The 24458-nt window shown below is 65.4% G+C and carries 22 protein-coding genes; 10 read left to right on the top strand and 12 right to left on the bottom strand.

Annotation, left to right across the window (positions count from 1 at the left end; translation table 11 throughout):
• Positions 1-9: 9 nt before the first annotated feature.
• Positions 10-363, bottom strand: a complete 354-nt coding sequence (locus tag GGD61_RS01725) for a cupin domain-containing protein (protein ID WP_092259257.1) — start codon at positions 361-363, stop codon at positions 10-12.
• 282 nt (positions 364-645) lie between these two features.
• On the opposite strand from GGD61_RS01725, the gene GGD61_RS01720 reads away from it, so the two are divergent.
• The gene (locus GGD61_RS01720; RefSeq protein ID WP_092259260.1) at positions 646-2595 is read left to right on the top strand and encodes a DEAD/DEAH box helicase; all 1950 of its coding nucleotides are present in this window, start codon (positions 646-648) and stop codon (positions 2593-2595) included.
• A 78-nt stretch (positions 2596-2673) separates the two neighbouring features.
• Here the strand turns inward: GGD61_RS01720 and GGD61_RS01715 are convergent, their stop codons facing one another.
• Both GGD61_RS01715 and GGD61_RS01710 read right to left on the bottom strand, forming a co-directional pair.
• Positions 2674-2985 carry a hypothetical protein gene (locus tag GGD61_RS01715; RefSeq protein WP_092259263.1) on the bottom strand — a complete coding sequence of 104 codons (312 nt, stop codon included), beginning with the start codon at positions 2983-2985 and terminating at the stop codon, positions 2674-2676.
• A 126-nt stretch (positions 2986-3111) separates the two neighbouring features.
• Positions 3112-3618, bottom strand: coding sequence for a GNAT family N-acetyltransferase (locus GGD61_RS01710; protein ID WP_092259266.1), 507 nt, complete (start codon positions 3616-3618; stop codon positions 3112-3114).
• A gap of 146 nt (positions 3619-3764) precedes the next feature.
• Here GGD61_RS01710 and GGD61_RS01705 point away from each other — a divergent pair, with 146 nt between their 5' ends.
• A complete protein-coding gene (locus GGD61_RS01705) occupies positions 3765-4151 on the top strand; it encodes a hypothetical protein (protein WP_177237232.1) in 387 nt (128 codons plus the stop codon).
• A 53-nt stretch (positions 4152-4204) separates the two neighbouring features.
• Here GGD61_RS01705 and GGD61_RS01700 read toward each other — a convergent pair whose 3' ends face one another.
• Together GGD61_RS01700 and GGD61_RS01695 are read right to left on the bottom strand one after the other, a co-directional pair.
• On the bottom strand, positions 4205-5338 hold the full coding sequence (locus GGD61_RS01700) for a DJ-1/PfpI family protein (RefSeq protein ID WP_177237233.1): 1134 nt from the start codon (positions 5336-5338) through the stop codon (positions 4205-4207).
• A 127-nt stretch (positions 5339-5465) separates the two neighbouring features.
• Entirely contained in the window at positions 5466-6020 is a 555-nt protein-coding gene (locus GGD61_RS01695; RefSeq protein ID WP_092259275.1) for a PAS domain-containing protein, read from the bottom strand.
• A gap of 455 nt (positions 6021-6475) precedes the next feature.
• Here GGD61_RS01695 and GGD61_RS01690 point away from each other — a divergent pair, with 455 nt between their 5' ends.
• Both GGD61_RS01690 and GGD61_RS01685 read left to right on the top strand, forming a co-directional pair.
• Entirely contained in the window at positions 6476-7297 is an 822-nt protein-coding gene (locus tag GGD61_RS01690) for a rhomboid family intramembrane serine protease (RefSeq protein WP_092259278.1), read from the top strand.
• Positions 7298-7487: 190 nt separating this feature from the next.
• Positions 7488-7916 (top strand): CBS domain-containing protein, encoded by a 429-nt coding sequence (locus GGD61_RS01685; protein ID WP_092259281.1) that lies wholly within the window; start codon positions 7488-7490, stop codon positions 7914-7916.
• On the opposite strand, the gene GGD61_RS01680 is transcribed toward GGD61_RS01685, so the two are convergent.
• A complete protein-coding gene (locus GGD61_RS01680) occupies positions 7917-8951 on the bottom strand; it encodes a patatin-like phospholipase family protein (protein ID WP_092259284.1) in 1035 nt (344 codons plus the stop codon).
• A 245-nt stretch (positions 8952-9196) separates the two neighbouring features.
• On the opposite strand from GGD61_RS01680, the gene GGD61_RS01675 reads away from it, so the two are divergent.
• Both GGD61_RS01675 and GGD61_RS01670 read left to right on the top strand, forming a co-directional pair.
• The gene (locus GGD61_RS01675; protein WP_092259287.1) at positions 9197-10270 is read left to right on the top strand and encodes a hypothetical protein; all 1074 of its coding nucleotides are present in this window, start codon (positions 9197-9199) and stop codon (positions 10268-10270) included.
• Between the two features lie 417 nt (positions 10271-10687).
• Positions 10688-10882: a hypothetical protein gene (locus GGD61_RS01670; protein WP_018322145.1), complete on the top strand. Its 195-nt coding sequence runs from the start codon at positions 10688-10690 to the stop codon at positions 10880-10882.
• 111 nt (positions 10883-10993) lie between these two features.
• On the opposite strand, the gene GGD61_RS01665 is transcribed toward GGD61_RS01670, so the two are convergent.
• Positions 10994-11986, bottom strand: coding sequence for a zinc-dependent alcohol dehydrogenase family protein (locus GGD61_RS01665; RefSeq protein ID WP_177237234.1), 993 nt, complete (start codon positions 11984-11986; stop codon positions 10994-10996).
• A 102-nt stretch (positions 11987-12088) separates the two neighbouring features.
• Here GGD61_RS01665 and GGD61_RS01660 point away from each other — a divergent pair, with 102 nt between their 5' ends.
• Both GGD61_RS01660 and GGD61_RS01655 read left to right on the top strand, forming a co-directional pair.
• On the top strand, positions 12089-12940 hold the full coding sequence (locus tag GGD61_RS01660; protein WP_092259388.1) for a LysR family transcriptional regulator: 852 nt from the start codon (positions 12089-12091) through the stop codon (positions 12938-12940).
• A 1311-nt stretch (positions 12941-14251) separates the two neighbouring features.
• The gene (locus GGD61_RS01655; RefSeq protein WP_092260381.1) at positions 14252-16714 is read left to right on the top strand and encodes a bifunctional diguanylate cyclase/phosphodiesterase; all 2463 of its coding nucleotides are present in this window, start codon (positions 14252-14254) and stop codon (positions 16712-16714) included.
• Here GGD61_RS01655 and GGD61_RS01650 read toward each other — a convergent pair.
• The 3 genes from GGD61_RS01650 to thrS form a co-directional block, all read right to left on the bottom strand.
• Entirely contained in the window at positions 16700-17968 is a 1269-nt protein-coding gene (locus GGD61_RS01650; RefSeq protein WP_183229952.1) for a serine hydrolase, read from the bottom strand. The genes GGD61_RS01655 and GGD61_RS01650 overlap by 15 nt on opposite strands.
• Before the next feature lie 63 nt (positions 17969-18031).
• Positions 18032-18595 (bottom strand): nitroreductase, encoded by a 564-nt coding sequence (locus GGD61_RS01645; RefSeq protein ID WP_183229950.1) that lies wholly within the window; start codon positions 18593-18595, stop codon positions 18032-18034.
• Between the two features lie 93 nt (positions 18596-18688).
• Entirely contained in the window at positions 18689-20743 is a 2055-nt protein-coding gene (gene thrS / locus GGD61_RS01640; protein ID WP_018322151.1) for a threonine--tRNA ligase, read from the bottom strand.
• Positions 20744-20927: 184 nt separating this feature from the next.
• Between thrS and GGD61_RS01635 the strand changes: the two genes are divergently transcribed.
• A complete protein-coding gene (locus GGD61_RS01635; RefSeq protein WP_183229948.1) occupies positions 20928-22097 on the top strand; it encodes an MFS transporter in 1170 nt (389 codons plus the stop codon).
• A gap of 91 nt (positions 22098-22188) precedes the next feature.
• Positions 22189-22566, top strand: a complete 378-nt coding sequence (locus GGD61_RS01630; RefSeq protein WP_018322153.1) for a hypothetical protein — start codon at positions 22189-22191, stop codon at positions 22564-22566.
• A 34-nt stretch (positions 22567-22600) separates the two neighbouring features.
• On the opposite strand, the gene GGD61_RS01625 is transcribed toward GGD61_RS01630, so the two are convergent.
• Positions 22601-22927, bottom strand: a complete 327-nt coding sequence (locus GGD61_RS01625) for a GrlR family regulatory protein (RefSeq protein ID WP_179734347.1) — start codon at positions 22925-22927, stop codon at positions 22601-22603.
• Between the two features lie 171 nt (positions 22928-23098).
• A complete protein-coding gene (locus tag GGD61_RS01620; protein ID WP_246785847.1) occupies positions 23099-24388 on the bottom strand; it encodes an alpha/beta hydrolase in 1290 nt (429 codons plus the stop codon).
• Positions 24389-24458 lie beyond the last annotated feature (70 nt).

Raw genomic sequence — 24458 nt, 5'->3', positions numbered from 1 at the left:
CGCTGCCCTCTATGCAAGCTTGCGCGCTGCGGCGGTTGCCTTGTCGCCGGTGTTCGGGGTGCCGGTCGGCTCGATGAGCAGGAGTTGAACCTCCTCGCGCGCTACTGGACGGTGCTCGACACCTCTGGGCACCACATAGAGCTCGCCCGGACCGAGCGTCACCGTGCGATCCCGCAATTCGATGTCCAGATTGCCCTTCAGGACCAGAAAGAAGTCGTCGGTGTCGTCATGCTTGTGCCAGGTAAACTCGCCCTTCACCTTCACCACCATCACGTCGCAATCGTTGAACGTCGTGATCGTGCGCGGGGACCAGAGGTCCTCAAAGGTCGCGAGCTTGTCGGCGAGCGATATGCTGTCAGGCATGTTTCCCCCATTGTTCTCTTGTGAGAAACGATTTGGTATCGGATGGCCGGTGCGGCAAGACCGTATCCATTGACCGATCGAGGTGGCGGTAAAAATCCTCCGCAACCTCTAAGCGCGGTTCTCTGCGCGAAGCCATGCATCATAGGCATGGTGATTTCCGGGCACTTGGCGTAAAGAGCGCCCAGATCAAATCAGCGTGCGGCCGGGCCGTTTGCCGCGCATGCAGCTCAGGCCCCTCGGCTCACAGTTTGCGCGCCTGAATTAACCAAGGTTCTCCATCCCGTGTCTTTTCCGGCCCTGACCCCGCCGCTCGCCCGCGCTTTGGCCGAGCGGAACTACGATTCGCCAACCCCCGTTCAGCTCGCCGTGCTCGCGGACGAAGCCGCCGGCCGCGACCTGCTGGTTTCGGCCCAGACTGGCTCCGGCAAGACCCTCGCTTATGGCCTCGCCATGGCCAAGGATCTGCTCGGCGATGCCGAGCGGTTCGAGCGGGCGGCGGCTCCGCTCGCCTTGATCGTGGCGCCGACCCGCGAGCTCGCGATGCAGGTTCAGCGTGAGCTTGCCTGGATCTACCAGCATGCGGAGACGCGCGTCGTCTCCTGCGTCGGCGGCATGGATCCGCGCCGCGAGCAGCGCGAGCTCGCCGCGGGTGCTCACATCGTCGTCGGTACGCCCGGCCGGTTGTGCGATCATTTGCGCCGCGGCCGTCTCGACATCTCGGAATTGAAAGCGGTCGTCCTCGACGAGGCCGACGAGATGCTCAATCTCGGCTTTCGCGAGGACATGGAGTTCATCCTCGAGACCACGCCGGAGACGCGCCGCACCCTGCTGTTCTCGGCGACCTTTCCGCGCGGCATCGTCGCGCTCGCCAAGCAATATCAGCAGCAGGCGTTCCGGATCGAAGTCGCCGGCGACGAAGGCGGTCATGCCGATATCGAGTACCGCGCCATCCGAATCGCGCCCGCCGATGCCGAGCATGCGGTCGTCAACGTGCTGCGCTTCTACGAGGCGCCGAGCGCGCTGGTGTTTTGCAGCACGCGCGATCACGTCAGGCATTTGCAGGCGGCGCTCCTGGAGCGCGGCTTCTCCGTCGTCGCCCTGTCGGGAGAATTGACGCAGAACGAGCGGACCCTGGCGCTGCAGTCGCTGCGCGACGGACGGGCCCGCGTCTGCGTCGCCACCGACGTTGCCGCCCGCGGCATTGACCTGCCGAGCCTCGACCTCGTCATTCACGCCGACCTGCCCAACGACGCCGAGGTGATGCAGCACCGCTCGGGCCGAACCGGGCGCGCCGGACGCAAGGGGACAAGCGTCCTGCTGGTGCTGCCCGCCCGCCGGCGTCGCGCGGAGCTGCTGCTCAATCTCGCAGGTGTCGACGCCGACTGGGGCACGGCGCCGCAGGCGGACGAAATCCGCAAGCTCGACCATGAGCGCATGAAGGACGTGTTGTTCACCGAGGAGACGACGGCGGACGATCTGGTGCTGGCCCAGGCGCTGCTGGCCGAGCGGTCGGCCGAGGATATCGCAGCCGCCCTGGCGCGGCTCTATCGCGCGCGGCTGCCGTCGCCCGAAGACATTCTCGATCCCGGCGAGCGCAGCGGCCGGCCGCGCGACGATCGTGGTCGCGATAAATTCCAGGATAGGGGCGACGGCGGCGACGATCGCGCCGGAAGACCTCGATCGAAATCGGGAAAAGTATCGTCGAAGCACGGCATGTCGGAGACGAGCGTCTGGTTCCGCGCCGCGATCGGACGACGCAAGAATGCGGAGGCGCGCTGGCTGCTGCCGATGATCTGCCGCCGCGGCGGCATCGACAAGCGCGACATCGGCGCCATCAAGATCATGGACACAACGACCGAGTTCGAGATCTCCGAGCGGGTCGCGGAATCCTTCGCGGCCAAGGTCAAGCGTCCGGACAAGGAGGACAGCATCCGCATCGAGCGGCTGGGGGAGGGCTCGCAGCAGCAGGCGCCTGCGGAGGAGCGGTCACACACGCGCGAGAGCCGCGACAGCGATCATCGTGAACGTCGCGACGATCGTCCGCGCGACAAGAGTGAATTCAAGCCACGCGGCAAGCCTCAAGGCGAGCGCGGGCCGAAATTCGGCGATGCTCCGTCTTTCGGCAAGAAGAAGCACAAGAACAAGCCGGGTCACGCAGAGCCGTCGGTCACGGCGTGGCCCGCGAAGGGCGCGCCTGGAAAGAAGCCGAAGAAGAAAAAGCATCGCGGCTGAACCGGCACCGTTCAGCGCAGACGACAATGATGCCGCCGGGTTGCACCGGCGGCATCATCTGAAAAGTCAGGTGTGAACTCAGCGGCCGCCGCCGCCACCACCACCACCGCCTCCGCCACCACCACCTCCGCCGCCGCCGGCATCGCGCATCGACGAGCTGTAGCGCGGATCAGTCTGCTTCATGTAGGTCGGCGAGGTATCGTTGGCGAGGCGCGCGACGGGGCGGCGTGCGCGGCCCGGGGTCGTCGACTCCGCAACGATGCCACAGCTTTCGAAGAAGCCGAACTGGCAACCATCGATTCGGTGTGGCGCCGCGTTGGCGCTGGTCGCGGCGAACGCACTCGCTGCAACACATGTCATCAAAGCAATCTTCGACAAAGTGAGTTTCATGGATCTTCTCCAGCCTCGGTTCGGCGAGACCGGAACGGCTCGCACATCCCTTCGACGGAGCGCCACTTGACCCGGTTCGAGGGCGCGGCTTCACGCCCGCGTGAGCCGGCTGGCCGGTGAGGGACATTACGCCGCGGTAAGGTCGCGCAGCATATACGTCGCGCCTTCGCCATAGGATGCCAGTTTTGCGCGCAGTGCCGCATCCGCAGTGACGGGCCGAAAGCCGAGACGTTGCCACAGCGGCCGCGTGGCGTAGACCGAGACCAGTGCGAGCGTTGCGATGCCTGCCGCACGCGCCAGCTGCTCGATCTCTGCAACATAGGAGCGCACGACACCGCCGCGAAAATCGGGCAGCACCGCGACGTCGTGCAGGTAGAGGCAATCCGCATCGTCAGGCAATCGTGCGAGCAGGCCGTCGAGCGGCGGGATCCGGTGTTGCTTCCAGGGATGCGAAAGTCCGTAGCCGGCGATCTCGTCGCCCGTGATCAGCACGCGGCATCCCTCGGGATAGAGCCGCATCTTCTCCGCGAGCACCTCGGGGCTCTCAGGGAGATCAGGATGAATCCGCGCCGCGATCGCGCTGATCGCGGGCAGATCGGATGCGTGCGCGGGACGCCAATGCGGCTTGCTCATGTCTTTCCGTCGTTCCGTCTCGGTTGATCCAGTTTATTCCGCCGCGTCGGCGCGCGCAGTGAAAAATATCTTTGCCGCCATCTCAGGAATACGACGCCGCGTGCGGCGTCCTACCCATGCAAGCCAATTGCATGACAGGAGATATCATGACGTCCTCGATCCGCCTCGCGCTCTCGCTGGCACTCTCGCTCGCGATCGTTCCCGCCGCCTTCGCCGCACCGCCGACCAAGACGGGCAAGACCGACAAGGGCAACGTGCTCACCGATGGCAAGGGCATGACGCTCTACACCTTCGACAAGGACGCGGACGGCAAGTCCGCCTGCAACGGTCCATGCGCGACGAACTGGCCGGTGCTGAAGGCCGAGGCCAGCGATGCAGCGGGCGACGGCTACACCATCATCACGCGCGACGACGGCTCGAAGCAGTGGGCCTACAAGGGCAAGCCTCTCTACACCTTCGCCAAGGACCAGAAGCCCGGCGACGTCACCGGCGACGGCTTCTTGAACGGCGCCTGGCATCTGGCGATGCCGTAACCGCGCATCGTGCGTCGGCTGTTGCTAGCGACAGCCGGCGCACTGACGTGCGGTCATCTCGGATATTCGAGCTGCATCGCGACGAAGTCGGCCGTGCGTGACCCGTAGCGCGCATCGATGGCATGCAGCGTCCGGTCCAGCGCTCGCGCCGGCGGCAAGTCGACGGTATCAGGCGGCATCTGCTCTGCCGGCCAGCCGGCCGCGACGTTGTCCGGCAGGATGCGAAGACCGCCACGGCTCGTCTGCGGCTCTGCCGTGGCCGCGAAGGTGAGGGCGCGCGAGCGATAGGTGCGCGACCACGCATCAGCGACAAGCGCAAGCGACACCTCGTCGATGTCTGGCGTCAGCGCGAGTCCGAGTTGCTCGCGGTTCCAGAATGCGAGCGTGTTGGCGATCGCCGTCAGCGCGAACGGGCGTGTGAACTGGAACGCCGCGCTGCGATGGCGCGCATTCCACTCCGCAAGACCGATGTCGCGGGCGACCGCCTCGGCCCTGGCGCGGCCGGCGATGGCCTCGACCAGGGTCAGGGCCATCGGCATGGACGCGGTGATGCCGGTCGTCGTCGCAACGCCGCGATCGACCACCAGCCTGCGGTCCGCGACATAGCGGATTGCGGCATGCTTTTGCAGATCGCGCACCGAATACCAGTGCGTGGTGGCCTGCCGGCCGTCGAGGAGTCCGGTGTTGGCAACGACCTTGGCGCCGACGCAGACGCCGATGATGATCGCGCCCTTGCCGGCCTGGCTTTTGATCCATTGCAACGCCACGGCATCGTCTTCGCGGCTCATCGCGGGCACGATCACGTAATCGGCGCCGTCGGGATGCGCCGCGTCGAACTCGGCGATGGTCGCATGCGGCTGCACTTTCAGCGCGGGATAGAGCGTGACGGGTCCGGGCTGCGTCGCCAATGTGAGGACGTCGGCGACATCGGCGCGCGCGAGGATGCCGTACGGCATCAGATAGTCGGTCGTCTCGCTCATGTCGTTGATGCCGACGATGGCAATCAGCGGGCGTTTGCGCTTCGGCGGCTTCAGCGCCGCAAGCGTCGCTTCGGTCTCCTCCTTGGATATCGCAGGGGCGGCTCCCTGAGCCGGCGCGCCGGGCAGCAGGAACAGCCAGGTTCCGCCGATCGCCGCCAGCAGCACCACGCAGCCGACGCCGCTCAACGCCAGAACGCGCCATGTCATGATGATGTCACCCGAACCTCGTTGCTTCACGCGAGGCGGAAGCTATCCCTTGGCGACGACATCAGGAATGACGCAGATCCGGCAAAAACGGCCATCCGCATGCGCGTGATTTGTCGGGCGGCGGAGACTATCTCAGCCCCTCATACACCATCAGCCCGCGTGCGATCTGCAGTTTGCGGATCGCGCGCGGCAGCAGCTTCTCCGGCTGGTGCAGATAGCGCCAGGAGGTGAGGGTGAAGGCTGAGAGCGCGCCGCATTCGTCGTCGAACGGTGCGAGCACGCCCGTCACGCTCACCGGCGTGTGCGGGCGGGCGTTGAAGGGCAGCAGCAACAGCTCGAGATAGGCCTTGCTGCCATCCTCGCGCGCGGCCGTGACGCCGGCGATCGCACCTAACGCCTCGTCGGCGACGATGGTTGTGATCTCCTCGATCTCGCTGCGGCTCGCGGCCGTGAACAGCGCTGCAAAGCTCTGGTCCTTGAGGTCGCATCCCGCGAGAGCACAGACGCGTGTGCCGGCGACGCGGAAGGGAAAGCCGAGATTGGGCTCGCAGGAGAGGACAAAAATGTCGCCGAGCAGGCCGCGGACCGCGGCCGGATCGATGTCGGCCCTGTCGGGAGCCCGTGCGGCGCCGCGCTTCTTGTCCCAATACGCGAAGAACGCGCGGCTCGACGGATGTTTCATGTCTGAACGCTTATCCCGGGGTGCGACCTCGAAGGGACAAAGCTGTCCCGCTTCAGTGCACCCGCGATCCCTTGTGATGTTGTGCAGGAGGGGATTTGCAGCGTCCATGCCGGGAGGGCGTTTTCGCCCCCGTTAAGGCAGTCTTTGCGTCGTTAACGTTAAATTAACTATGGCCTTTGCGTCTCGCGCGGCGCTGCTATGGTGATCGCAGTCGCAAGCCTCGCCGCTTTCATCCAGGTTCTCGGCGGGCCTGTACACAGGGCGTCAAACAGTTTGGTCACGGGCCGCGGGGAGGGGTGGGGATACACCTTCATTTCCTCCGGCACCGGAAGGCCGACACGGACAGGCAGGGCTTCCCAGGGCCCTGCCTTTTCCTTTTGTGCACTTGCGCAAGGCCGGCAAAGGCGACTATCTCCAAACGGATCGTTCCGATCGCGCCTGAAAGCGAAGCTGCCTTGGATTCCCCGCACGATTCTCCGCCGCAGGATTCTCAGCCCGGCCTGCCGGCCGCCCATGAGGAGGCTCCGCGCGAGCCGGTCCTGACGCTGCCTGTGGCGCTGACCGCCTATATCGTCCTGCTGGCGGTGATCCATCTGCGGGTGCTGCTGCCGCCGGAGCTCGAGAACTGGACCATCGACGTCTTCGGCTTCATCCCCAAGCGCTACGATTCCTCGCTGCTGAACTTGCAGATCCCCGGCGGGGCCGGCGCCAAGGTCTGGACCTTCGTCACCTATTCGCTGCTGCACGCCAATCTGACCCATCTCGGCTTCAACGTGCTCTGGCTGTTGCCGTTCGGCAGCGCGCTGGCGCGGCGCTTCGGTGCGGTCAGGTTCTTCCTGTTTCTGGCGGTGACGGCGGCGGCCGGTGCGCTCGCCCATCTCGTCACCCATGAGCATGCGGTGGCGCCGATGATCGGCGCCTCGGCCTCGGTGTCGGGCGCGATGGCAGCCGCGATCCGCTTCGCGTTCGTCCGCGGCAGCTTCCTGTCGTTCAACCGGTCGGACGCCGATACCGCAGCAAAGGTTCCGGCGCTGCCGCTGTCGCGCGCGCTGCGCGACGGAAGGGTGGTCGGCTTCCTCGCCGTGTGGTTCGGCGTCAACATCATCTTCGGCGTCGGTGCGATCGGCATCGATTCCGAAACCACGAGCGTGGCCTGGCAGGCGCATATCGGCGGCTTCTTCGCCGGCCTGCTGCTGTTCGCGCTGTTCGATCCCGTGCCGCGCGTGCGAAACGATGCTGCGGATGCGTCATCACAGGACGTTTCAGACCGTATTTGAAGCGGCGCTTGCGGCGCGGCCCGAATTCATCCATCATTTGCGGGAAGAATGTTCCGAAGCTGCAAGCCGCTAGCGGCGATGCTTCGCAAAGCGCCTGAGCCTGCAACCGGCGCTAAAACTGTTAGTTGAAGACTCGAAGAACAAGTCCGGGCCGCCAAAGGCGGAACGGGTCCGATTCAGGGAGGCAACAATGACGGTACGTTCCATTCTCAACACCAAGGGCCACCAGATCGTGAGCGTCGAGCCCGACGCGAAGCTGGCTGCCGCGGTCAAGCTGCTCGGTGAGAAGAAGATCGGCGCGGTGCTGGTGATGAACCAGAGCCGGCTCGAGGGCATCCTGTCGGAGCGCGACATCGTCCGCGTGATCGGCGAGCGCGGCGCCGGCGCGCTGGAGGAGCCGGTCGCTCAGGTCATGACCCGCAAGGTCGTGACCTGCAAGGAGACCGACACGGTCGCCGAGCTCATGGAGATGATGACGTCGGGCAAGTTCCGCCATCTGCCGGTGATCGACAGCGGCAAGGTGGTCGGCCTGATCTCGATCGGCGACATCGTCAAGCGCCGGGTCCAGGAATACGAGTCCGAGCAGGAAGCCCTGCGCGACTACATCAAGACGGCCTGATCAGGTCTGCTCGCCGGCTTTCGGCGCGGTGCCTTCGGGCGCCGGCGCCAGCACATGGATTGCCTCCTGGATCGACTCCAGCGCGCGCTCCGCGGCGCGGGTGCCATGAGCGATCAGGTCCTCGGAGCGGTGGAAGTCGAACCAGCCGAACTGGCCGACCCGCGGCGTGATCAACAGATCCGGCGGATCGCCGGCAAGGCGGGCGCGGGTGATGCGATCCTGCATGATGTTGAAGGCATCCACCATCACCGAGGAGATGCCGGGCCGGCCATTACCGCCAAAGAACTCGCGCTTCATCGTCCTCTCGGGCGAGAACAGGCGCGGGAAGCGCCGCTTGGCCGTCGGCTCCGCCGCCTCCGGAGCGACCGGGGCGGGCAGTGCGCCGTGCGAATAGATCGTCGTGGAATGGGTGAAGATGTCGCTGGAAAGATTTGCGGCGATGACGATTTCGGCGCCGAGCGCGCGGGCGGCCGAGACCGGCACCGGGTTCACCAGCGCGCCGTCGACCAGCCAGCGGTCGCCGATCAGGACGGGCGAGAAGATGCCGGGCAGGGCGTAGGACGCACGCATCGCATCGACGACGCGGCCGCGCGTCAGCCAGATCTCGTGGCCGGTGCGGACCTCGGTCGCGACGCTTGCGAACTTGATGGGCAGGTCCTCGATTAGGGTCTGTCCGACCGCGTTCACGAGGCGGGTCGCCAGCTTCTCGCCGCCGAGCAGGCCGGAGCCGTTGAGGCGGATGTCGAGATAGCCGAGGATGTTGCGCATCCCTTGCAGGCTGCGCCCCCACTCTTCGAACGTCTCGAGCCGGCCGGCCGCATGCAGGCCACCGACCACGGCGCCGATGGAGGTGCCGACCACGACGTCGGGCACGATGCCGTTGGCAATCAGGGTTCTGAGGATTCCGATATGGGCAAAGCCGCGCGCCGCGCCGCCACCGAGGGCGAGGCCGATGACCGGTCGGCGGGTGGGGCCGAGGCCAATCTTCTCACCGTTCGAGCCGTTCGCGCCACGCCCCTTCAAGATGTCTAACACCGAAACTCTCCTACGCCGGGGCCTGCACCGTCAGACTAGGCACCGCATTTGCGCTTCGCCATATCAGGCGCGAAGCATGGTTTATGCCGCTTTGGAAAGGGCACGGGGCAGGAGTATGGCGAGGGACGGTTGCCTCTGGTGTAATCACGCAGGCGTCAACCAGGTTCCATCGATCTGCACGGGCCCGTATTTCCAGGGGTATCAGAGGCTTGAATTTGCCGCGTTTTCGGTGAAAAGCAGGGGGCATGACACGCGGGGGTGACGGCATCATCGGATGGCGGCGCAGCGGCAGGCTGCTGCCGGCGCTGATCCTTGCCGCGTGCCTCGTTACCTCAGGCCAAAACGCTGCGCAGGCGCAGCTTTTCTCCGATCGTCCGCCGCCGGTCCCACCGGCTTCGGTGCCCGAGCCCGGCGGCGCCGTCAGCCTGGCGCCGCCCTCCGGGCCGGGCGCCGGCCCGCCGAGCCTGCCGCCGACCCTGATGCAGCCGGCAACCCCGAGCATGCCGCCGCCCGCGGTCACGACCGTGCCGCCGGCCGCTCCGCTCAATGCGGCCGTGCCCGGACAGGGCGTGCTGTCGCTGACCGCGAAATACGGCAAGGATTCTCCGGCGATCACCAGCGGCCTGGTCTGGCGCGTGTTTGCCGACCGTCCCGACGAGAACGGCACCTTCAAGCTGATCCGCGAGGACCGCAGCGCCACGCCCAACATCGTGCTGCCGCCCGGCAATTACGTCGTGCACGTCGCCTTCGGCCTCGTCAGCGCGGTGCGCACCGTCAGCCTGAAGGCCGAGACCGACCGTGAGTCCTTCGTGCTGCCGGCCGGGGGCCTGCGGATCGAGGGCCGGGTCGGCACCAGCCGCATTCCCCAGAACCAGATCTCGTTCGCGATCTACAAGGGCAGCCAGTTCGAATCCGGCGAGCGCGCCTCCTTGGTGCCGAACGTCGCCGCCGGCGACGTCGTGCTGCTGCCGGAGGGCACCTACTACATCATCTCCAACTATGGCGACGCCAATTCGGTGGTGCGCTCCGACATCCGCGTCCAGGCCAGCAAGCTCACCGACGTCACCATCACCCACCGAGCTGCCGTGATCACCCTCAAGCTGGTCAGCGACAGGGGCGGCGAGGCGCTCGCCAACACCGCCTGGTCGGTGCTGACCCCGGGCGGCGACGTCATCAAGGAATCGATCGGCGCCTTCCCGCGCGTCGTGCTCTCCGAAGGCGAATACCGCGCCATCGCCAAGAACGAGGGCAAGGTCTACGAGCGCGGATTCAACGTCGTCAACGGCGTCGACGGCGAGGTCGAAGTCGTCGCGCGCTAAGGCCATCGCGCGCTAAGGTCCTGGCGGCGGTGCCGCCTGCGACCTGACGCCGACCTGACGCTCGCACGGAAATTCTCATCGAGCGCACCAGCGTGCATCTTCTGTTACCGCCGCATCCGCCGTGGGGACTGGTGAGAAAATGCTCATCCCCATCAACCCCTGTGTTCTGCTTTGAATACTGCAAGATCCAGCAGATTGCCTGCTGGGGCCAAGGCGAACACCGCTGGCGAAAGCTTATTCCCGCACCCCCGCCATCTTCATCCCAGCGGTGCAAGAGACGAATTTCCGATCATCAATTTTATTCTCTTTCCACTCGGCTGGGTTATATGTCGGGCATCCGTTTAATGGGGGAGGCCGGAGCAGGGGCTTGGATGCCTTTGCGAGACCGGCAAGGAGCAGGGGACCAAGCTCGTCGGCATGTTCGAAGTGATCCTTACCAGGCGCAAGCGGTTTGGCTGGCGATGGCAGGTGTGCGACCAGTCCGGCAAGATCTTTGCCGATGGTTTCGAGCGCACCCGGCCGTCCGCCAAATATCATGGCGAGCGCGCGTTGTTCTTCCTGTTGTCGCAGGCCTACTTGCGCAACCGCTCCGCCGCGTCCAGCGAGGACTAGCGGCGAGCACAGCTCCGTAGCCCGGATGGAGCGCAGCGTAATCCGGGGCCTTCGTGCTCTTTAGCGAGAATCCCGGATTGCGCTGCCCTCATCCGGGCCACAAGCTCCACCTCAGACATCGACGACCAGCTTGCCCTTGGCGGCGTGATCCTTGATCAACGCATAGGCCTCGTCGACGTTCTCCAGCGTAAAACGCCTGGCGTCGAGCAGCGGCACGAGCTTGCCGGCCTCGGCGAGGCGCGTGGCTTGCGCCATGATCTCTCCATGATGCGCGCGGCCTTCGGCTGTCAGCAGCGGCAGCAGCGTGAACACGCCTGAATAGGTGGCCGCCCGGAATGACAGCGGCGCAAGCGCATGCGTGCCCCAGCCGAGCGCGCTCACCACATGGCCGAAGCGGCGCACTGCTTCGAAGGAAGCGTCGAGCACCTTGCCGCCTACGGTGTCGTAGACGATGTCGAAGCCGCGGCCGCCGGTATGCTGCGTCACGTAGGTTTCGACCGAGCTGTCGCGGTCGATGAATACGGCGCCGAAACCTTCGATGGTGGCGCGCTGCGACGGCGAGCCGGTTGCGAACACCTCCGCTCCGACGGCGCGCGCGATCTGGATCGCGACATGACCGACGCCGCCCGCACCGCCATGAATCAATACCTTCTGACCCGCCTTCATCGCCGCCCGGTCGATCAGGCCTTCCCAGGCCGTGATGACGATCAGCGGCAGGGCGGCAGCTTCCCGCATGCTGAGATTAACAGGCTTCGGCGCGAGGAGATCGGCATCGACCGCGGCGAATTCGGCCAGCGATCCCTGTACGCCGCCGACACCACCGGTCATGCCGTAGACCTCGTCGCCCGGCTTGAACCGCCTCACCTCGCGCCCGGCCAGTTCGACCACGCCGGCGAGATCGATCCCTGGAATCGCCGGCAGCGGATGGCGCGCATGCGCCGCGGCGCCCGCCTGGATCTTGGTGTCGAGCGGATTGACCCCGCTCGCGCGCACCCGCACCAGCACCTCGTGCGGGCCGATCTCGGGCGTGGAGATGGTTGAGACGCGCAAGGGAGCGTTGTGGGTCTCCAGGACGCCGGCGCGCATCGTCGATTGTCTCGTCATGATCGTCTTGCTCCGTGATCGGCTCAATATCCCCATGAAATTTTGCATGAGAAGGAACAAAGCTGTACGCTCGTCATACATTTTTGTATGGCGGGAATCCTGATGGACTGGAGCGATTTGCGCATTTTCCTGGCAATTGCGCGCGAAGGCACGCTCGGCGCTGCCGCACGAAAAATCGGCCAGACCCAGCCGACGATGGGCCGGCGGCTTCGCGCGCTCGAGACATCGTTGGGCCAGACCCTGTTCCAGCGCACGGCGGATGGCCTGGTGCTGACCGACGAGGGTGCCGCCGTGCTCCGCCATGCCGAGCGGATCGAGGACGAGGCGCTCGCACTGGAGCGTCATGTATCCGGCGCGGAGACGCAGCTCGACGGCCTGTTGCGCCTGTCGTCGTCGGACTGGTTCGGGACGGTGATGCTGTCGCCGGTGATCGCCGCGTTCGGCAAGCGTCACCCCAAGGTGACGGTAGAGCTCCTGACCGATGCGCGGCTCTACAGCCTGCCGCGGCGTGAAGCCGATCTCGTCTTCCGCATCAAGCCGTTCAGCGAGCCCGAGGTGATCTCCAGAAAGCTGCTGCACATTCCCTACGCGCTCTACGGCAAGAAGGGCAGCAAGCCGCCGCGCGCCGGCGACGGCAGCGCTGTCCGCGTCGTGACGATGAATGCCGAGTTCGCCGACATGCCGGACGCCGTTTGGCTGAAGCGCGCACTGCCGAATGCAGCAATCGCCTCGCGCAGCAACAACAGGCAGGTGCAGGCCGAGCTTTGCGCCAGCGGTGACGGCTTTGCCGTGCTGCCGCGTCCGCTCGGCGACCGCGACCGCCGTCTGGTCGCGCTCGACATCGGAACGGCGCCGCCCGGCCGCGACACCTATGTCGGTTATCACCGCGATCTCAGGCGCCTCGCCCGTCTGCGCGCGCTGCTCGATATCGTGATCGAGAGGCTGGCGGGGTGAGGCTTCGTAGCCCGGATGGAGCGAGAGCGTAATCCGGGGCGCTCGTGCCTCGTAGCAAGGCTCCCCGGATTACGCTGCGCTCCATCCGGGCTACAAGATCTTGCGCTGCCCGGCGGGCAAAACACGCGAGCCCTGGGTCAACGCGCGGCGACAAAAATATTCCACTTTACCGAAATTCGGAAATCGCGTATGTGTCGCGGCAACCCGGCCCAAGGAAGAGGGGCGTATCGCGATCGTCACGAACGCGGGCCGGGTGGCGGTGGACGCAGGTGACATCGGCGCGAACAGCTTCGCAGGGCGGGTAACCGTGAGCGAAGACCTCGCGCACACGACCGGTGTGATCGGCGTACGGCAAAATCGTGTGGTCCTGACGCCCGGGGTCTGTGCGTCAAGTGTTGCGGTGATGGGTGTCGTCCAACCGGACGCATCCCTCAGCCATCCGCAAGGCGACGGGGGCAATAGTGCAACGCTCCCCGGGGAGAGCACGACATAAGCCGTAAAACCACTGCGCAGGGAAGGCCGGGATGTCCTGGCTACACCTGTATGCCGCTGTGCAGCTTCTTGTTACGCAGATTTCGCACAGTGGACCGCGGGTGCCAGCCGGCACCCGGTCTTCCCTGCGCCCTCTTTCAATTATGAGGGCGAAGCGATGAAGCAAAGCTCGGGCGAAATGCGCCGCGAGGATGTGAAGGTGTGTCTCCACGTCGAGAGCGAATACGGAATGCTGCCGCGAGCTCTATCCATCACCGTCACCCTGAGGTGCGCGCGCTGCGGCGCGACAGCGACGCAGAGCAAGCCTCGAAGGGCTACGGCCCGGCTGCATCAGCTCGGCCGTTCCTCCTTCGAGGCTCGGCATGCGATGCGTTCGCATCGCACGCCTCGCACCTCAGGATGACGGATTAAATATGGCCACTGCGGAAGGATTCTGGATTGCTTCGGCCTTCGCCAAGGCTTCGGCGGACAAGTCGCTGCGCTCGCAGTGACGATGTTGACGCAGTGGTGCGCCAAGCTCCGCTCTCGTGCCCCGGACGCTGAGCAGCGCCTCTTCGGCGGTGCGCTGCAGAGCCGGGGCCCATGTATCAGCACGTGCTGCGGCTTCCTGGGTCCCGGCTCTGCGCAGCAGCGTAAGAACGCTGCAGCGCGTCCGGGACACGAGAGCTTCGCATCACCGTCATAGTCTCTAACGCCCACTAACCAACACCTGACTTAAAACTGTCATAATCGCCGAATGGAACCCGCGCCTGCGGCCTTTTTACATGTCGTTAAGCGCAGCTGCATTGGATGCGCCGGGAAAGTGCGTTGGGGACTGCCATGAATGCCGCGAAGAAAGTGTCGGGAAAACCGGCCGCCGAAATGTTCGACGACATCCCGGTGCTTCAGCGCAAATGGCGTGCCGCGCTGAAGCCGGGCGATCGGCTGCCGCGCTATGAGGACGTGATGCTCGGCAGTCTCGGACGGCTCGCCGATCACATCGCGCTATTGAAGAACGACGGCACGCTCGAGCTGTCACGCAGCGGACGCTACGTGCAAAAATGGCTCGGCGAGGAGCGTTGGGATATCCCCGTCGCCGAATTGTCGCCGGATTGCGCCACCGCGCTGTCGGAAGCGGCGACGAGCGCGCTTACCAACGGACGACCGTATCAAGCCAGCGCGCATTGCGTGCGCGACGGCATGGTCCGGACCTACGATGTGCTGGCGCTGCCGACGGCCTCGCGCTGGGGCGCCACGCTGGTCGGCGCCTATATCAACGAGCGCGGCACCCAGTACAATCTGCTGGATGCGATCTTCGCCTCGACCGACGATGCGGTGATCTCGCTGGCGACGCTGCGCGATGCCGGCGGCAAGCCGTCCGATCTCCAGGTCGTGCACCACAACAACAGCGCAAGCGCGCTGCTGAATGTCGCGACCGGAAACCTGTTGTGGCGGCGGATCGGCGAGGGCAACACGCTGCTGGCCTTGCCCGAGATCATGGACTTTCTGCTCAAGGCCGTCGCGGGCGGCCGCGGCGAGCAGCTCGAGATCGAAAGCGACGGACGTCATCTCCGGCTCAGCGCAACGGCCTTCGCCGACGTGGTATCGCTGACGATCTCCGATGTCACGGCGTTGAAGCGGCGCGACGCCTCGTTCCGCCTGCTGTTCGACAGCAACCCGATGCCGATGTGGGTGTTCGACGCGCAGACCAAGGAATTCCTTGGCGTCAACGACGCCGCGGTCCAGCATTACGGCTACAGCCGCGCCACCTTCCTGCGCATGAAGCTGCACGAGATCTGGCCGGAGGACGAGTGGGACAGCCACGCCGAGGCGCTGGAGCGCGTCGGCGAGGCCTACCACTCATCGCGCAACTGGCGGCATTTGCGCGCCGACGGCAGCGAGATCGAGGTGCTCACCTTCGGCCGCCGCGTCGCCTTCGACGATCGCGACGGCTATCTGGTCGCGGTGGTCGACATCACCGAACGGCGCAAGGCCGAGGCGCGCATCGCGCACATGGCCCACCATGACGGGCTCACCGACCTGCCGAACCGCGAATATTTCCAGGAGCGGCTGAAGCAGGCGCTGGAGCAGGCGGCGGGAAGACGGGTCGGCGTGCTCTACATCGATCTCGACCTGTTCAAGAACATCAACGATTCCTTCGGTCATCCCGTCGGCGACCGCCTGCTCAAGGACGTCGCCGAGCGCCTAACCCTTGCCGTCCGCGGCGGCAATCTGGCGGCGCGGCTCGGCGGCGACGAATTCGCGGTGATCCTTGCCGCCGACGTCTCGCCGAACGAGGCCAGCGCCTGCGCTGGCCTGCTGATCGACATGCTGAAGGCGCCCTATGACCTCGACGGCCAGGAGATGGTGATTGGTGCCAGCATCGGCATCGCGCTGTCGCCCGGCGACGGCGCGACGCCGGAAGAGCTGATGCGCAATGCCGACATGGCGCTGTACCGGGCGAAGTCCGACGGCGGCGGCGTGCACCATTTCTTCGAGCGCGAGATGGACCTGCAGGCGCAGAAGCGCCGCGACATGGAGCTCGATCTGCGGCGTGCGTTCGCCAATGGCGAGTTCGAGCTGCACTATCAGCCGCTGGTGTCGATCGCCTCCGATCGCATCTCCGGCTTCGAGTCGCTGCTGCGCTGGCGTCATCCGGACAAGGGCATGATCTCGCCGGCGGAGTTCATCCCGGTCGCCGAGGACATCGGCCTCATCACCCAGCTAGGGGAGTGGGTGCTGCGCGAAGCCTGCGCCGAGGCCGTCAAATGGCCTGCCGACATCAAGGTCGCGGTCAATCTGTCGCCGGCGCAATTCCGCAGCCGCAACCTGGTGCAAATCGTGATCTCGGCGCTGGCGCAGTCCGGCCTGTCGCCGCGGCGGCTCGAGCTCGAAATCACCGAGTCGATCTTCCTGGCCGAGACCGACGTCAATCTCGCCATCCTGCACCAGCTCCGCGAGCTCGGCGTCAGCATCTCCATGGATGATTTCGGCACCGGCTATTCCAGCCTGAGCTATCTCAGGAGCTTCCCGTTCGACAAGATCAAGATCGACCGCTCGTTCGTCAAGGATCTGGCGCAGCGGCCCGATTGCAGCGCGATCGTGCGCGCGATCTCCGGGCTCGGCCGCAGCCTCAACATCACCACGACCGCGGAGGGCGTCGAGACCGAGGATCAGCTCGACTGGCTGCGCGCCGAGGGCTGCAACGAGGTGCAGGGCTTTCTGTTCAGTGCGGCGCGGCCTGCGGCCGAGATCGCAAAGCTGCTCGCCGATTTCGGTCAGCGCGCCTCACGGGCGGCGTAGGCCCTCGGGGTAGCAGTCGTAGACCAGCGCCTTGAAGGCGGGCGTGATGCGGCTGCGCTCGTTCTGGGTCTGCTGCATCATGAGGTAGACCATGTCGAGCTTGGGATCGACGCCGAAATAGGTGCCGCTCCCAGAGTCCCATTTCAGCTCGCCGAGCGAGCCCGGCGGCGGCGGTTTGGCGTTGCCGGGATCGGTCCGCACCGCAAGGCCGTAGCCATAGCCGAAGCCGTCACCCGGGAAATAGAAATAATCGCGTCCGACGCCGGAGCCGGGTCCGATGTGATCGGTCGTCATGGCCTTGAACGCGGCAGGGCTGAGATAGCGCTTGCCCTCGAATTCGCCGCCGTTGAGCAGCATCTGCGAGAAGCGCTGATAGTCGGTGATGGTCGAGAGCAGGCCGCCGCCGCCGGATTGCCATTCGGGATGATCGAGGCGGTCGCGCTCGGCGGCGAGCAGGATGAAATCGTTCGGCAGCGGCCGCGCCATCCGCGCGAGCTCGTCCTCGGTCGCCAGCGTGAATTTGGTGCTGCTCATGCCGAGCGGGTCGAAGATGCGCTGTTTCAGGAACTGATACAGCGTCTGGCCCGAGATGATCTCGATGACGCTGCCGAGCACGTCGGTGGAATGGCCGTAGCGCCACAGCGTTCCCGGCTGCCGCGCCAGCGGCAGCTTGGCGATGCGGTCGGCGAATTCCCTGTTGTTGAATTGGCCTTCGAAGATGTTGGCGGCCTTGTAGGCCTGCTCGACCCATTTGCCGCCGATATAATCGTAGCTGATGCCCGAAGTGTGCCGCAGCAAATCCTCGATGTTGACGGGGCGGACCGGCGGCACGAGATCGAGCTCCAGCTTGCCGTCGGGCAGGGTGACCTCGAGACCGACCTTGGTGTCGGCAAACAGGGGAACGTATTTCGACACGGGGTCGGTGAGCGCGAGCTTGCCTTCGTCGATCAGCATCATCGCGCCAAGGCAGGTGATCGGCTTGGTCATCGAGTGGATCGCGAAGATCGTATCCGGCGTCATCGCAAGACTGGTCCTGACGTCGCGCAGGCCAAACGTCTTCAGATAGACCGGCTTGCCGTGCTGCTGCACCAGGATCACGGCGCCCGGCAGGCGGCCGCTTCCGACCTCTTCGTTGAAATACGCCGTGATGCGGTCGAGCCCGTCGGGCGAGGGGGCGGGGATGTCGGCGGCCCGGCTTCGCGCCATCGTGCCGGCCAGCAGCGCGGCCCCGACCAGAAAATCACGGCGTCTCATTCGGGCTTCCTCCCTTGCCGGGATCAAAGCCGCAAGACGCCAGAGGCGTCAACAAGCCTTCGATTAAAAACGCGTCACGATTTCCGAAAGGAACGGCCGCGGACGGTCTTCGCTCGGCTTGGTCGGCGTGCCCACGTGGATAAAGCCGGCGAGCTTTTCATCCGGCTTGAGGCCGAGACCGTCGAGCACGTCGCGATCGAACGAGAACCAGCCGGTCAGCCAGCAGGCGCCGTAGCCGAGCGCGGTCGCGGCCGTGACGATGTTCATGGCGCTGGCGCCGGCCGACAATTCCTGCTCGAACGCCGGCACCTTCGGGTGCGGCCTGGTGAAGCTGACGATGCCGATCACCAGCGGCGCGTCGGTGAGGCGCTTGCGCTCAATCTCGACGTCGGCGGCGGGCGCGCCGGGATTTTTCTGGGCAAACACCTTCGCGATCACCTCGCCGGCGCGCTGGCGGGCGTCGCCCTCGAAGATGATGAAGCGCCAGGGCGCCAGCTTGCCATGGTCGGGCACACGGGCGCCGATGGTGAGGATGGTCTCGAGCTCGGCCGCGGAGGGGCCAGGGCCGGTCATCTCGCGCGGCTTGACCGAGCGGCGGGTCTTCAGGAGTTCGATGGCGTCGGGCACTGGGAGATCCTCTTCAACTGGTCGTCGGGCGTGCCATGCGGAGATAAGCATGCACGCCCGCAACCGGAAGCGAGTTTAGATCGATTTCAGGGATTAGACCGCGCCCCGCACCCGCTTGACGTCGGGCGGGGTTGCCTCGTCGACCAGGGCGGCGATCGCCTCCTCGGTCGTCATCACCTTCTGGCCGTCGCTGCCGAGGCGGCGGACCGAGACCGAATGCGTCTCGGCCTCCTTCTTGCCGACCACGAGCAGGGCGGGGATCTTGGCCAGCGAGTGCTCGCGGACCTTGTAGTTGATCTTTTCGTTGCGCAGGTCGATCTCGACCCGAAGCCCGGCGCGGCGTGCCTGCTCCATCACCACCTTCGCGTACTCGTCGCCTTCCGAGGTGATGGTGGTGACCACCGCCTGCACCGGCGACAGCCAGAGCGGGAAGTTGCCGGCATAGTGCTCGATCAGGATGCCGATATAGCGCTCCATCGAGCCGCAGATCGCGCGGTGCACCATGACAGGCGGCTTCTTGCCGCCGTCATGGTCGATGTAGAACGCGCCGAACCGCTCCGGCAGGTTGAAGTCGACCTGCGTGGTGCCGCACTGCCAGTCGCGGCCGATGGCATCGCGCAGGACATATTCGAACTTCGGCCCGTAGAAGGCGCCTTCGCCCGGGTTGATCTCGGTCTTGATGTGATTGTTCTGCGACTGGATCTCGCGCAGCACGGTGGCCATCACGCGTTCGGCGTGATCCCACATCTCGTCGGTGCCGACGCGCTTGTCCGGCCGCGTCGACAGCTTCACCGTGAGATCGCCGGTGAAGCCGAAATCGGCATAGGTCGACAGGATGAGCTCGTTGATCTTCAGGCACTCTTCGGCGAGCTGGTCCTCGGTGCAGAAGATGTGCGCATCGTCCTGGGTGAAGCCGCGCACGCGCATCAGGCCGTGCATGGCGCCGGAGGGCTCATAGCGATGCACCACGCCGAACTCGGCGAGGCGCAAGGGCAGGTCGCGGTAGCTCTTCAGGCCGTGCTTGAAGATCTGCACGTGACCGGGGCAGTTCATCGGCTTGAGCGCAAACCAGCGCTTGTCCTCGGCCTCGTCGCCGGCCGACTGCGCCGCGAACATGTTCTCGCGATACCAGCCCCAATGGCCCGAGGTCTCCCACAGCACCTTGTCGAGGATCTGCGGCGCGTTGACCTCGCTGTAGTCGCCGGTCAGGCGCCTACGCATATAGGCGATCAGCTGCTGGAAGATGGTCCAGCCCTTGGGATGCCAGAACACGACGCCCGGACCTTCCTCCTGGAAATGGAAGAGGTCGAGCTCGCGCCCGAGCTTGCGATGGTCGCGCTTCTCGGCTTCCTCGATCTGCTTGAGATAAGCGTCGAGATCCTCCTGCTTGGCGAAGGCGGTGCCATAGATGCGGGTCAGCATCGGGTTGTTGCTGTCGCCGCGCCAGTAGGCGCCGGCCACCTTCATCAGCTTGAACGCGTTGCCGACCTTGCCGGTCGAGGTCATGTGCGGGCCGCGACACAGATCGAACCAGTCGCCCTGGTAGTAGATCTTGATCGGCTCGGTGCCGGGAATGGCGTCGACCAGCTCGACCTTGAACGCCTCGCCCTTGTCGCGGAACACCTGCTTGGTCTTCTCGCGGTCCCAGACTTCCTTGGTGAAGGGTTTGTCGCGCGCGATGATCTCGCGCATCTTCTTCTCGATCGCGGCAAAGTCTTCCGGCGTGAACGGCTCGTTGCGGAAGAAGTCGTAATAAAAGCCGTTCTCGATCACGGGACCGATGGTGACCTGCGTGCCCGGCCACAGCGTCTGCACGGCCTCAGCCAGCACGTGGGCGCAATCGTGGCGGATCAATTCGAGCGCGCGCGGATCGTCGCGGCTGATCAGCTCGAGCTTGGCGTCGGCCTCGATGGGATCGTTGAGGTCGGCGACGACGCCGTCGAGCGCCATCGCGACCGTGCGCTTGGCCAGCGACGGCGAGATGCCCTTGGCGATATCGAGGCCGGTGATGCTTTGGTCGTATTGACGCTGGGCGCCGTCCGGAAAGGTGAGGGTAACTTTGGCGGCGGGGGTCACGGGCTTCAGATTGCTGAGGGAATATTGGAAGCCGGATTCGGACTTCGGCTGGTCCTTGGACTGGTCAGTCATTGCTTTTCTCCTGAGGCTCACTCCTGCGAACGAGCGCAGGTAAGCGGGAACGAGCGATATATCAGGCGATTCGGCCTGCGCAATCCGGCAATTCCAAGAAAATCGGCGCATAAAACGGGCGTGCGCACGAACTATTTCGCACCGGCCCTTTAACTGGCCCGGCGGCTGCTCTACATGCACTTGCATGGAAAATGCACGCGCCCCGCGTTTCGCGCCAACCGCCTTGATGCTCGGCAATCTCGTCACCGGCTGCTCGGTGCTGGCCCCGGCGGGCATGCTGCCGGAGTTGGCGACGGGGTTCGACGTCAGCATTCACGCGGCCGGGCTCCTCATCACCTTCGGCGCGATCACGCTGTGCATCGGCTCGCCGCTGACGGCCTGGCTGACAAGCCGCATCGAACGGCGGACGCTGCTCACGACGACGCTGGCGGTGCTCGCCTTCGGCAATCTCGCCTCGGCGTTTGCACCCGATTACACCAGCCTCCTCGCCATCCGTCTCGTGATGCTCGCGGTCGGTGCGCTCTACACGCCGCAGGCTGCCGGAACGGCGGCGTTGATCGTGCCGATGGAGCGGCGGGGCAGCACCATCGCCTATATCTTCCTCGGCTGGTCGCTGGCTGCCGCCGTCGGCCTTCCGCTGATCACCTTCATCGCCAGCCGCTATGGCTGGCGCGCGGCCTATGGCGAGATCGGCGTGCTCGGCTGCATCAGTTTCCTCTTGTTGCTGCTGCGTCTGCCGGCAGGCCTGAAAGGCGCGCCGGTGGACCTGAAGACCTGGCGCGACGTCGGCCGCAACAGCACAATTCTGCTGCTGCTGGCGATCACCATGCTGCAAATGTCGGGGCAGTTCGTGGTGTTCACCTTCATGGGCCCGTTGCTCAAGAAGCTCACCGGTGCCGGTCCCGATGCGGTCGGCATGGTGTTCGCGCTTTACGGCGTTTGCGGCTTCCTCGGCGTCGTCATCGCCACCCGCATCGTCGACACCTCGGGCCCCTATCGGACCTCGCTGCTGTTCACCTGCCTGCTGCTTGCGGGCATCACGGGCTGGGCGCTCGGCGCGGGCACGCTAGCCTTCATGACGGTCGGAGTCGCGATCTGGGGCCTCGGCTTTGCCTCGACCAATTCGATGCAGCAGGTGCGGCTGGTCGCGGCCGCGCCACGGCTGGCATCGGCGACTGTCGCGCTCAATACGTCCGTCCTCTATATCGGCCAGGCGGTTGGCTCCGCCGTCGGCGGGTTGCTGTTCGCCCGCGAACTCCTGCATGCGCTCGGCTTCGTCGCGGTCGGTTTCGTCGTGCTGGCGCTGATCCTGGTGGTCCTGACCCGGCGCCGGCCTGCGGCCGCAACGGCCTGAATCCCGCGGCTTCGTGTACGCAATGTGCTTGGCAAACCGCGCGCGGGAGCGCTAGAACGCCGGTCATGGGGACCAAAGAGAGTTGACTGAAATGAGGATGATTCTGGCGGTTGCCGCGGTGCTCTATTCAGCCTCCGCGTTTGCGCAAGCCGACAAGCCACCGATGGTGGGGGACAAGCCCTTGGTGCAGGTCAAGCCCAAGGGGACGAAGGAGGCAGCGGCCAAGCCGGCCGCAGCGGCGAAGGGCAAGCCGCAATCGATCGCGGCCCGGCTCCAGGCCTGCCTCGAGCTCGACGACGGCACCAAGGACCGCCTCAATTGCTACGACGCGGTGATCGCGCCGGCGCCGAAGCCGAAGCCGGCGAAGGCCAAGGGCTACGCCGATTGCCGCTTCTTCAAGGAAGAGGACGAGCGGCTGGCTTGCTTCAACGGCTTCGCCGAGAGCATTCCGAAGCTGCCCAAGAGCTAGTACTGACAAGAGCTCATCGTAGACGAGCTGAAGCTCAGTCGCTGATCCGGCTCAGCACGGCCCGGAAGGCAACGCCCGGCGCCTGCAGCGCGTTGCCCTCGAATTCGGCGTTGTCGCCGTCCTCCCGGCCGGCGAGCGCCAGCGTGATCCGGTCGGTGCCGAACAGAGCCTTGAAGGAGGGGTCGTCGTTGTAGCGCTGGGTCGAGATCTTGACCTTGATGCTGTCGCCTTCGCCCTGATAGGTGCCGATGAAGGCGAACGCGGAATTGCCCCCGCGCATCTTGCCATCCATCACATAGACGACGCCGCAGCCCGTTCCATGAACGGTATGGAAGTCGACCTTGTACAATCCCTGACGCACTGCCTGTCCCCACCGAATTCCAATCGCAAACTGGCCGGCAAACTATGAGCCTTGCGGGCGGAAGCAATCCGGTGGCACCCGGGGATGTCGGCCATCAACATTACATTTTGATCAGAGCCTGAGGGAATTGCAGGCAATGCAGCCGGACACCGGCTGGACCAACATCCAAACCTATCGGCTCGATGCGCCGGAACTGGTGGCGGCCACGCGGGTCAGCGCCAGCGCCGGCGTCGCCGACATCTTCACCAGCACATCCTTGAGTGGATCCCGCGTCCAGGCGCGGGTGACGTAGTCGCGATGGGTGATGCCGTCGCCGGTCTCGACGAACACCACGCTGCCGGGACGCAAGGGACCGTCCATGTCCTCTGCGACACTGATGCCCTTCTGGCGGAGCATGCTCATCAGCTCGCGATCGCGCCGCGCGGTGTGGCGGGTATAGGCGCTGACGAAGAACCCGGAACGGTGGTTCTCGATCCAGGACGCGAACTTGTCCATCTCGCCATAGACGGCGTCGAGCAGCACGACGCCGCGGACGCGGTCGCTGATGCCGCCGACCTCGAGGCTCCAGGCCGTCGGCAGGAAGCCGCCGCTGTAGCCGACGATCACGATCGGCATGTTGGCGAAGGCGCGGGCGCTGTTGGGATCGCCGGTGACGCGGGCAAGGTGGTCGGCCGATTCCGCCATGAAGCGCTTGAAGCCGCCAGGTTGCCAGAACTTGCCGGCGCTGGAATCGGCGGCATCGACGGCCATCTGCGGGGCGAGCAGCACGGCATTGGCGCCGGAATCGGTGATCTGCTTCGGCACCAGCTGGCGATCCCGCACGTCGCGTTCGAGCGTTGCGCCATTGCCGTGGAAGAACACCACGATCACGCCGGGCTTGCGGACGTCGAAATGCTCGGGCACGTGCATCAGCACGCGGCTGTCATTGTAGGTCTCGTCCTGCCAGAACACGCGACCGGAATAGCTGCGATGGCCGCGGCGGTCGCCCTTGGCGACGTTGAGGAACGGCGCGTCGGAGGCGGGGTTGTTGCCGAAATAGGGGAAGGCCGACGACTTCATGCTGACGAGCGTCGTCAGGTCGTCGCGGGGCGAACGCTTGTAGGGGACCTGCGGCTCGAGCGAAGCGACCTTGTAGGGGGCCTGCTCCGGGGGCGGTTGCTGCACGGCCCGCTTCGGCGAGAAGTCCGACATCTGCCGCTGCAGAAAACTCTCGCTCGCCGAGGGGAAGCGTTCCCCGAATTGCGGGGCGGGGAAGCGATCCTCGAACGTGTCGCCGCTCGCGACTTGCTGATTTGTCTTCGCAACGACCTGAACATTGGCCTGCGAATTCGCCGCGAGGGCCGCCGGATTGGGCGCCTTGCCGCATTGAACCAGTGTCAGCGAAAGCGGCACCAAGGCTGAGATCAGGCCGACCCGGAGCGCATGAGCGCGCGCACCGGACGACGTCCGGTCGGCACGCATGTCAGCTCTCAATTTCGGAACGACCCCGACCATCCACCCATGACCCCAAAGTCACGTCCATCGGCGTATT

Source organism: Bradyrhizobium sp. SBR1B (assembly GCF_014198205.1).
Taxonomy (GTDB): Bacteria; Pseudomonadota; Alphaproteobacteria; order Rhizobiales; family Xanthobacteraceae; genus Bradyrhizobium.
Note: the sequence above shows the minus strand (reverse complement) of the source record. Positions and strands in the feature narration are given on the sequence as shown.

What these genes read in the sequence shown, in the direction of transcription:
- GGD61_RS01725 (WP_092259257.1), bottom strand. Translation starts at nt 363, where the DNA reads ATGCCTGACAGCATATCGCTCGCCGACAAGCTCGCGACCTTTGAGGAC.
- GGD61_RS01715 (WP_092259263.1), bottom strand. Translation starts at nt 2,985, where the DNA reads ATGAAACTCACTTTGTCGAAGATTGCTTTGATGACATGTGTTGCAGCG.
- GGD61_RS01710 (WP_092259266.1), bottom strand. Translation starts at nt 3,618, where the DNA reads ATGAGCAAGCCGCATTGGCGTCCCGCGCACGCATCCGATCTGCCCGCG.
- GGD61_RS01705 (WP_177237232.1), top strand. Translation starts at nt 3,765, where the DNA reads ATGACGTCCTCGATCCGCCTCGCGCTCTCGCTGGCACTCTCGCTCGCG.
- GGD61_RS01700 (WP_177237233.1), bottom strand. Translation starts at nt 5,338, where the DNA reads ATGACATGGCGCGTTCTGGCGTTGAGCGGCGTCGGCTGCGTGGTGCTG.
- GGD61_RS01695 (WP_092259275.1), bottom strand. Translation starts at nt 6,020, where the DNA reads ATGAAACATCCGTCGAGCCGCGCGTTCTTCGCGTATTGGGACAAGAAG.
- GGD61_RS01685 (WP_092259281.1), top strand. Translation starts at nt 7,488, where the DNA reads ATGACGGTACGTTCCATTCTCAACACCAAGGGCCACCAGATCGTGAGC.
- GGD61_RS01675 (WP_092259287.1), top strand. Translation starts at nt 9,197, where the DNA reads ATGACACGCGGGGGTGACGGCATCATCGGATGGCGGCGCAGCGGCAGG.
- GGD61_RS01670 (WP_018322145.1), top strand. Translation starts at nt 10,688, where the DNA reads ATGTTCGAAGTGATCCTTACCAGGCGCAAGCGGTTTGGCTGGCGATGG.
- GGD61_RS01665 (WP_177237234.1), bottom strand. Translation starts at nt 11,986, where the DNA reads ATGACGAGACAATCGACGATGCGCGCCGGCGTCCTGGAGACCCACAAC.
- GGD61_RS01660 (WP_092259388.1), top strand. Translation starts at nt 12,089, where the DNA reads ATGGACTGGAGCGATTTGCGCATTTTCCTGGCAATTGCGCGCGAAGGC.
- GGD61_RS01655 (WP_092260381.1), top strand. Translation starts at nt 14,252, where the DNA reads ATGAATGCCGCGAAGAAAGTGTCGGGAAAACCGGCCGCCGAAATGTTC.
- GGD61_RS01650 (WP_183229952.1), bottom strand. Translation starts at nt 17,968, where the DNA reads ATGAGACGCCGTGATTTTCTGGTCGGGGCCGCGCTGCTGGCCGGCACG.
- thrS (WP_018322151.1), bottom strand. Translation starts at nt 20,743, where the DNA reads ATGACTGACCAGTCCAAGGACCAGCCGAAGTCCGAATCCGGCTTCCAA.
- GGD61_RS01635 (WP_183229948.1), top strand. Translation starts at nt 20,928, where the DNA reads ATGGAAAATGCACGCGCCCCGCGTTTCGCGCCAACCGCCTTGATGCTC.
- GGD61_RS01630 (WP_018322153.1), top strand. Translation starts at nt 22,189, where the DNA reads ATGAGGATGATTCTGGCGGTTGCCGCGGTGCTCTATTCAGCCTCCGCG.
- GGD61_RS01620 (WP_246785847.1), bottom strand. Translation starts at nt 24,388, where the DNA reads ATGCGTGCCGACCGGACGTCGTCCGGTGCGCGCGCTCATGCGCTCCGG.